The sequence below is a fragment of the Brunnivagina elsteri CCALA 953 genome, assembly GCF_002289455.1.
GTDB classification, from domain to species: domain Bacteria; phylum Cyanobacteriota; class Cyanobacteriia; order Cyanobacteriales; family Nostocaceae; genus Brunnivagina; species Brunnivagina elsteri.
Map to the genome: position 1 here is coordinate 1 of NZ_NTFS01000315.1, position 7,966 is coordinate 7,966.

The 7,966-nt window shown below is 40.6% G+C and carries 5 protein-coding genes; 3 read left to right on the forward strand and 2 right to left on the reverse strand.

The annotated features are described in order from the left end of the window. Positions 1-340: 340 nt before the first annotated feature. Positions 341-3,877, forward strand: coding sequence for a methionine synthase (gene metH, locus CK510_RS22325; protein WP_095723786.1), 3,537 nt, complete (start codon positions 341-343; stop codon positions 3,875-3,877). A 442-nt stretch (positions 3,878-4,319) separates the two neighbouring features. On the opposite strand, the gene ispG is transcribed toward metH, so the two are convergent. After that, positions 4,320-5,576: a (E)-4-hydroxy-3-methylbut-2-enyl-diphosphate synthase gene (gene ispG, locus CK510_RS22330; protein WP_095723787.1), complete on the reverse strand. Its 1,257-nt coding sequence runs from the start codon at positions 5,574-5,576 to the stop codon at positions 4,320-4,322. 637 nt (positions 5,577-6,213) lie between these two features. Then, the gene (locus CK510_RS22335) at positions 6,214-6,777 is read right to left on the reverse strand and encodes a peptidoglycan-binding domain-containing protein (RefSeq protein ID WP_095723788.1); all 564 of its coding nucleotides are present in this window, start codon (positions 6,775-6,777) and stop codon (positions 6,214-6,216) included. Between the two features lie 129 nt (positions 6,778-6,906). Here CK510_RS22335 and CK510_RS34060 point away from each other — a divergent pair, with 129 nt between their 5' ends. Together CK510_RS34060 and CK510_RS22340 are read left to right on the forward strand one after the other, a co-directional pair. After that, positions 6,907-7,029: a hypothetical protein gene (locus CK510_RS34060; RefSeq protein WP_281257069.1), complete on the forward strand. Its 123-nt coding sequence runs from the start codon at positions 6,907-6,909 to the stop codon at positions 7,027-7,029. Between the two features lie 97 nt (positions 7,030-7,126). Continuing rightward, entirely contained in the window at positions 7,127-7,801 is a 675-nt protein-coding gene (locus tag CK510_RS22340; RefSeq protein WP_095723789.1) for a hypothetical protein, read from the forward strand. The last annotated feature ends 165 nt before the right edge of the window (positions 7,802-7,966 follow it).

Consider the following 7,966-nt stretch of genomic DNA (forward strand, 5'->3'; position numbering starts at 1 on the left):
TATCTGTATCTATTAATACTTTTTCCGGTTTAAGACTTCGATTTGATTTTGATGCTTCTCTCTCCCCTGATGATTCTAATCTGTAGAGTAATTTGAGAAAATTAGTATAACTTCTATTTGTGCTGTCCAATTTATCGAGGCAGAATAAGGTTCAAATAAATAGTGCTAATTGGGGATAAAACATAATTCCATAGTCATCAAGTGATTAAAAATTGTCTTCCCCTTACCAGTTCACCAAATCTTTAAGTAGTTTCCTGGTAATCTAATTACTCATAATCGGTAAAAATTGGGGACAATATTAAGTTAAGTGGAACATTTTAGTAAATTCCATTTCTCCAACATGAACCAATCATTTCTTGAACGGCTACATAGTCCTGAACGTCCCGTCATCGTCTTTGATGGTGCGATGGGAACCAATCTACAATCCCAAAATCTGACTGCTGAAGATTTTGGTGGTGCAGAATACGAAGGTTGTAACGAATATCTGATCCATACCAACCCCGAAGCAGTCGCCAAAGTCCACCGTGACTTCCTTGCTGCTGGTGCGGATGTGATCGAAACCGACACCTTCGGAGCAACCGAATTTGTACTTGCAGAATACAACCTCCAAGAACAAGCTTACTACCTGAACAAAGCTGCCGCAGAACTAGCAAAACGCTGTGCTGCGGAATTTTCCACAACCGAAAAACCTCGTTACGTCGCAGGTTCAATGGGACCAGGTACAAAACTACCCACACTAGGACATATCGATTACGACACCCTAGAAATCAATTTTACCAAACAAGCGGAAGCACTTTGGGATGGTGGTGTCGATTTATTTATCATCGAGACTTGTCAAGATGTGCTGCAAATTAAAGCCGCACTCAATGGTGTGGAAAAAGTCTTTACCCAAAAAGGTGCAAGACGACCCATCATGGTTTCTGTAACAATGGAGACAATGGGAACAATGCTGGTAGGTACGGAAATTAACGCCGTTGTCACCATTCTCGAACCTTACAATATCGACATCCTGGGTCTAAACTGTGCCACTGGACCTGACTTGATGAAACCACATATCAAGCATTTATCAGAACATTCGCCCTTCGTAGTTTCCTGTATACCCAATGCGGGTTTACCGGAAAACGTCGGTGGACAAGCGCACTATAAACTCACGCCAATGGAATTACGGATGGCGTTGATGCATTTTGTTGAAGATTTGGGTGTCCAAGTGATTGGGGGTTGCTGTGGGACACGTCCAGCGCATATTCAACAACTAGCAGAAATCACCAAGGAACTGAAGCCAAAACTGCGGGAACCGCAACTGGAACCAGCAGCAGCGTCGATTTACTGCACGCAAAATTATACACAGGACAATTCCTTCTTAATTGTCGGTGAAAGGCTGAATGCTAGTGGTTCCAAAAAATGCCGTGAAATGCTCAACGCTGAGGACTGGGATGGACTGGTTTCCCTAGCACGGGCACAGGTTAAGGAAGGGGCACATATCCTTGATATTAACGTTGATTATGTGGGTCGAGATGGAGTACGCGATATGGGGGAACTTGTTTCCCGAATTGTTAATAATGTGACATTACCCTTAATGCTTGACTCCACGGAATGGGAAAAAATGGAGGCAGGTTTAAAAGTCGCAGGGGGTAAATGTATCCTCAACTCTACCAACTATGAAGATGGGGAAGAACGATTTTTAAAGGTGTTGGAATTAGCCAAAAAATACGGAGCCGGGGTAGTAATTGGGACTATCGATGAAGAGGGAATGGCGCGAACAGCCGATCAGAAATTTGCGATCGCACAACGTGCCTATCGTCAAGCTGTGGAATATGGGATTGCGCCCCATGAGTTATTCTTTGATACTCTAGCTCTACCAGTTTCTACGGGGATTGCCGAAGACAGGGAAAATGGCAAAGCTACTGTGGAAGCAATCCGGCGAATTAAGGAGAATTTACCAGATTGTCACTTCATGTTGGGTGTATCGAATATATCCTTTGGTTTGAATCCAGCATCACGGATTGTCCTCAATTCAATGTTCTTACATGAAGCAATGCAAGTGGGAATGGATGGTGCGATCGTAAGTGCTGCCAAGATTTTACCCCTGGCAAAAATCTCACCAGAGCATCAACAGGTTTGCCGTGATTTGATTTACGATAATCGTCGATTTGATGGCGATGTCTGCGTTTATGACCCCCTTGGTGAACTGACGACGATGTTTGAAGGGGTGACAACGAAACGTGACAAAGGTGTTGATAATAATCTTCCCATTGAGGAACGGTTAAAGCAACATATTATCGACGGGGAACGTATCGGTTTGGAAGATGCGTTGAAGGAAGCATTAACTAAGTATCCAGCGTTAGATGTGGTGAATATTTACCTGTTGGATGGGATGAAAGTTGTTGGTGAGTTGTTTGGTTCTGGGCAAATGCAACTACCTTTTGTATTGCAGTCTGCGGAAACGATGAAAACTGCGGTAGCATTCCTCGAACCCTACATGGAAAAGTCGGAAACTGGTGAAAGTAATGTGAAGGGTACGTTTATTATTGCCACAGTTAAAGGTGATGTTCACGATATTGGTAAAAATCTTGTTGATATCATCTTGACTAATAATGGTTATAAGGTGATTAATTTGGGGATTAAACAACCCGTGGAAAACATTATTGAGGCATATGAAAAGCACAAGGCTGATTGTATTGCCATGAGTGGGTTGTTAGTTAAATCTACTGCATTTATGAAGGATAATTTGCAGACATTCAATGAGAAAGGTATCGCTGTACCAGTGATTTTGGGAGGTGCAGCACTGACTCCAAAATTTGTGCATGAAGATTGTCAAAACGTCTATAAAGGTAAGCTGGTATATGGCAAAGATGCATTCTCAGATTTAAATTTTATGGATAAATTAATGCCAGCAAAAGCAGCAAGTAGCTGGGATAATTTGGCTGGTTTCTCCGGTGAGTTTGTATCGGAGAATGATGTTGTCTTTAAAGAGGTAGATGCAGAAAAACTCGCAGCGAAGAAGGATAAAAAAGTTGATGATTCCAGAGAAAAAGATACTCGACGTTCTGAAGCTGTAGAAATAGAGATTCAACGTCCCACATCACCTTTTTGGGGTACACAACTACTGTTACCTGGTGATATTCCTTGGGAGGAAATATTCTGGCATTTAGACTTACAAGCATTGATTGCTGGACAATGGCAATTTCGGAAACCTAAGGAGCAATCTAAGGAGGAATATCAAGCTTTTCTCAAAGAGAAAGTGTATCCAATTCTTGATAATTGGAAAACGCGAATCGTTGAGGAAAACTTGCTACATCCCCAACTGATTTACGGTTATTTCCCCTGTAATTCGGAAGGGAATACACTGTATATTTACAATCCTGAAAACCATACTCAACAGGTTGCTGCATTTGAATTTCCCCGTCAACGTTCTGGTAGACGTTTGTGTATTGCCGATTTCTTTGTGCCTAAAGAAACAGGAATTATAGACGTATTTCCAATGCAAGCTGTAACCGTGGGTGAAATTGCCACTGAGTTCGCTCAGAAGTTGTATGCGAGTAATTCATACACAGATTACCTGTATTTTCACGGGATGGCAGTACAAATCGCAGAAGCTTTGGCTGAGTGGACACATGCTCGAATCCGGCGCGAATTAGGTTTTGGTGCAGAGGAACCTAATAATATTCGGGATATGTTAGCGCAAAGATATCGCGGTTCGCGGTATAGTTTTGGCTATCCCGCATGTCCGAATATTCAGGATCAGTTCAAGCAGTTGGAATTGCTAGGTACTGACAGGATTAAGATGCACATGGACGAAAGTGAGCAGATTTACCCCGAACAGAGTACTACTGCGATTATTACTCACCACCCCGTAGCGAAGTACTTTAGTGCGTAATATTTTAGACGCGTAAAATAACTCTGTCTCCTGCGGTACATCCTCTAACAACTATGTTGTACACAGAAGTCTCTGGCTTTGCTACTTAGTTGAATCCCCCCTAACCCCAGGGCTGTTTCGTTCCCTTTTAAACAGGATTTGTCAAGATAGTTAGCGATAAATATCTAAGTAAAGATGACGATTAAATGAACTTTTAAGCACTCAGGTAGCCGTAGTTTTGTTCGTTTTCTCGACACGCTGGTAACAAAATAACCAGTTTTAAATTGCTAGAACCCTTGATTTTTTAAGTGTTTTAGGGGATGAATCAGCCCTGCCCCTAACCCCCCTTTATAAGGGGGGAAACAGAAAAATCTAGTTCCCTCCCCTTAATAAGGGGAGGGTTAGGGTGGGGTTCTTTTATTTCGGGCAATTCGAGTACTTGTGTGTACAGGGTAGCCATGAATCAGGGGAGGGGACTGGATATGGAGTTTTCCGATTCTGGTTCTACCCAGCGTTCATCGGCTTTAATCAAACTAATTAATTCCTCAACTCCTTTATCTTCAGGAACCTTTTTAATTTCTTCCCTACCCCGATACAGCGAAATGTAACCAGGTGTTTTACCTACATAACCATAGTCAGCATCTGCCATTTCACCGGGACCATTAACGATGCAACCCATAACAGCAATATCCAATCCTGTCAAGTGTTTGGTCGCTTCCCTAACTTTGTGTAGTACTTCCTCAAGGTTAAATAAAGTACGTCCACAGGATGGACAGGCTACATATTCAACCATTGTTTTCCGCAGCCCCAAAGCCTGTAAAATGCTGTAGCAGACGGGAATTTCTTTTTCTGGGGCTTCGGTTAGGGAGACGCGGATTGTATCGCCAATACCATCGGTAAGTAACGTCGCGATTCCGGCAGTAGACTTGATCCGTCCATATTCACCATCACCAGCTTCCGTTACACCCAAATGTAAGGGGTAATCCATCCCCAAATCGTCCATCCTTTTCGCCATCAAGCGATATGCTGCAATCATCACAGGAACCCGCGATGCTTTCATTGAAATCACAATATTGTGAAAGTCGAGGGATTCACAAATACGAATAAATTCTAAAGCCGATTCTACCATCCCTTGGGGGGTGTCACCGTAAGTAAATAGCATTCTTTCGGCAAGTGAACCATGATTTACGCCGATACGCAGAGCTTTTCCTTGGTCACGCAAGGAAATTACTAATGGTTCGAGGGTTTCGCGGATTTTTTCGCCAATTTCTGCAAATTCTGCTGGAGTATATTCGGTACGGGTAGTGTTAGGTTTTTCAAATACATACAAACCGGGATTAATACGTACTTTTTCGATATGCTTGGCAACTTCCAAGGCAATTTTCATGCCGTTGTGATGTACGTCAGCGACGATGGGCACGTCTTTGTAGGTTTGCTTTAATTTCTGTTTGATTTCAGCCAAAGCTTTGGCATGTGCGAGACTAGGCACAGTAACGCGAACGATTTCGCAGCCAATCTCGTGCAAGCGACGAATTCCGGCAACAGAACCGTTGATATCAAGGGTATCTTCATTAATCATCGATTGCACAACCACGGGGTATCCACCTCCGATGGTGATGTCACCAACTTTCACGGGACGAGTTTTGCGTCTTTTGATTGTGGTGTCAAAAGTAGGTTGACTTGATGCAGTATTAGTAGTAGGAGTGGGCAGGGTTTGCATAACCTTGTTAGGTAAATTTCTGTAGCGAAAATATCGATTTTTAAGTCTTCTGTTTCCCAGATTGCCACATTAAGGGTATTTTTGGGTTAAGAAATTGGACAAATTTCGAGGATAATGCGAGAAGATTTTATCGTATTTGCTGATTGATGTGATGCGTATGCCTTTGGCATTAAGCTTTGCTTATCGCGTCTATGAAATTTTTATACACTCACCTTTTTGTCTTCTCCGAAGTATAAATACTGGATTTTTGAGATGATTCGTAATGTCAATGCAGGAGTATGCAAATATTTATACTTGTATTTTACTTAATTTGCAATGGTGTTGCATTAGACACAATCAAGAATAGTGAAGAGAATAGAAAGCGACGATTAATGTTACATGGATGGTAGACAATGGAACTTAATCAAGTAATTGTCGTATTGCAGATTTTTCAATAATTTTTTAAATGAATTTAAATTGGTAAAAATTACTTTGATGATGCGCTGGTAGTTTAGTGGTAAAGTCGCACAGCTTCAAGAATAAACTTGCAGGAATCGGAAATAAATTATGCAGAAATTATGATTAAAAACTGAAGTATAAAAACTTTTTGTTCCCTCCCCCAAAATATGGATATTATCCTGGGGGATTCTAATAATAATTAGTCTGGTAATTCAAATTTTGGAGCGCCTATTTCCGAGGAAACACGCTCAATTTCAAAATTTTCGATATTGCTTTCAAAACGGTTAAATGTAACTCGAATTTCCTCATAACCAATGGCAGTAGAAACACCTCCGGAGCCGCCGTTAAGCCTCATCAAGGTTTGAAGACCACCAAATTTATTATTAATATAATATCTGCGAGTACAATTAAAACCAACAAAGCCTTCTAGCGCAGCTTGATTGAGTGCAGCTACTCCCATACGACTATTAATTAATGATTTAATTTCATCGATTTCTTGTTGCGGAGTCATTTTACTCCATTTATTTTCAGACATATTATTACCTAGTATTTCATTTAATTTAGACAGAGTTTTTGCTCCGACAATTCCATCAGCAGCTAATCCTTGAGAGCGTTGAAATTTAATTACAGCATCTTTAGTTCCAACTCCAAAAATTCCATCAATCGCACCAGAATAAAAATTAAGTTTTTTCAAGCCTTCTTGTAGCTTGACAACTTCCTGCCCTCTAGAACCTTCTTTAAGCACAGTAGAAGCAGCATTCATATTTTTCTCCTAGTAATGTTCAATTTATTTGTATTCTGTGTATCTGTATTTAGAATCACTCTCTAGAGAGTCAATTCCGCAAATATAACTATCAGGTTTTATAAATTTGTTAATAGATAATCTTGTAGGGTGGAATCCATAAATGTTGTCACAGGGCGATACCGTACAATGACTAATGTCGCGATTCGTGGGTTTGAAATGGCAGATTGGGAGGATGTTGCCGAAATATTTCTCGCACTAAAATGTCAATAGGGATACATTGTTAATAAAAAAACAAGATTTCAATCTGCATTTTTGCCTTAGTCTACTTAAGTGTAGATTTTTAATACCAAATAACAAGTATATACCGATGAAGAATTTAATCCCAATTATCGCTTCCACTGCCTGTTCCTTGATGTTCGTAACCTCAATCAATTCCGCGATCGCAACTGTAAAAACAACTAGTGCGATCGCGACATCAGCTTCTGTCAAAGCAGGTAAAAAGAAATCCCCACTACCAACAGTTGGAACGGTTAAAAAACTTGTCCAAGGAGACTTAGCGTGTTATGTGACTCTTGTTGACGATAAAGGTAAATCCCATAATCTTTATGGAGATTTTAGCTTTTGCGGGCAAGAGAAAACTTACTTGAATAAAAAAGTCCGTTTAACTTATAAATTAACAAATATCGATAGTCCACAATGTCAGGGTAGAGTACCTTGCAACAAGTCACAAAGAGTAAATCTGGTTTCCAAAATGGAAGTTATTGGAAATAAAGCTGCGACAAGTACAAACTTACCGAAAACTGGCACAGTCAAAAAAATCACAAATGGTGATTTGCTCTGTTACGTATCTCTTGTTGACGACAAAGGTAAACAGCACGAACTTGGTGCTGACTTTGGCATTTGTGGACAGGAAAAAGCCTACTTAAATAAAAAAGTAAATTTGACATATGGATTAGCAAATGTCAACGATTGTCAAAGTGCCGAACCTTGCGGAAAAACGAAGCAAGAGCAAGTTATCCAGAAAATGGAATTAGCTCGTTAGTTGAAAATTCAAGTGCGATAAGCGGAGCTTAATAACTCTAGGATATCGCACGAATTAATTTCTCAACTCAACTACGGCAAAGTTTGAGATGCTACCCTGCGGGAACGTGGAACGTACCTTTGTTAGCATGACAGTTGATATTTGTCATTCTGACCAGTATAAATA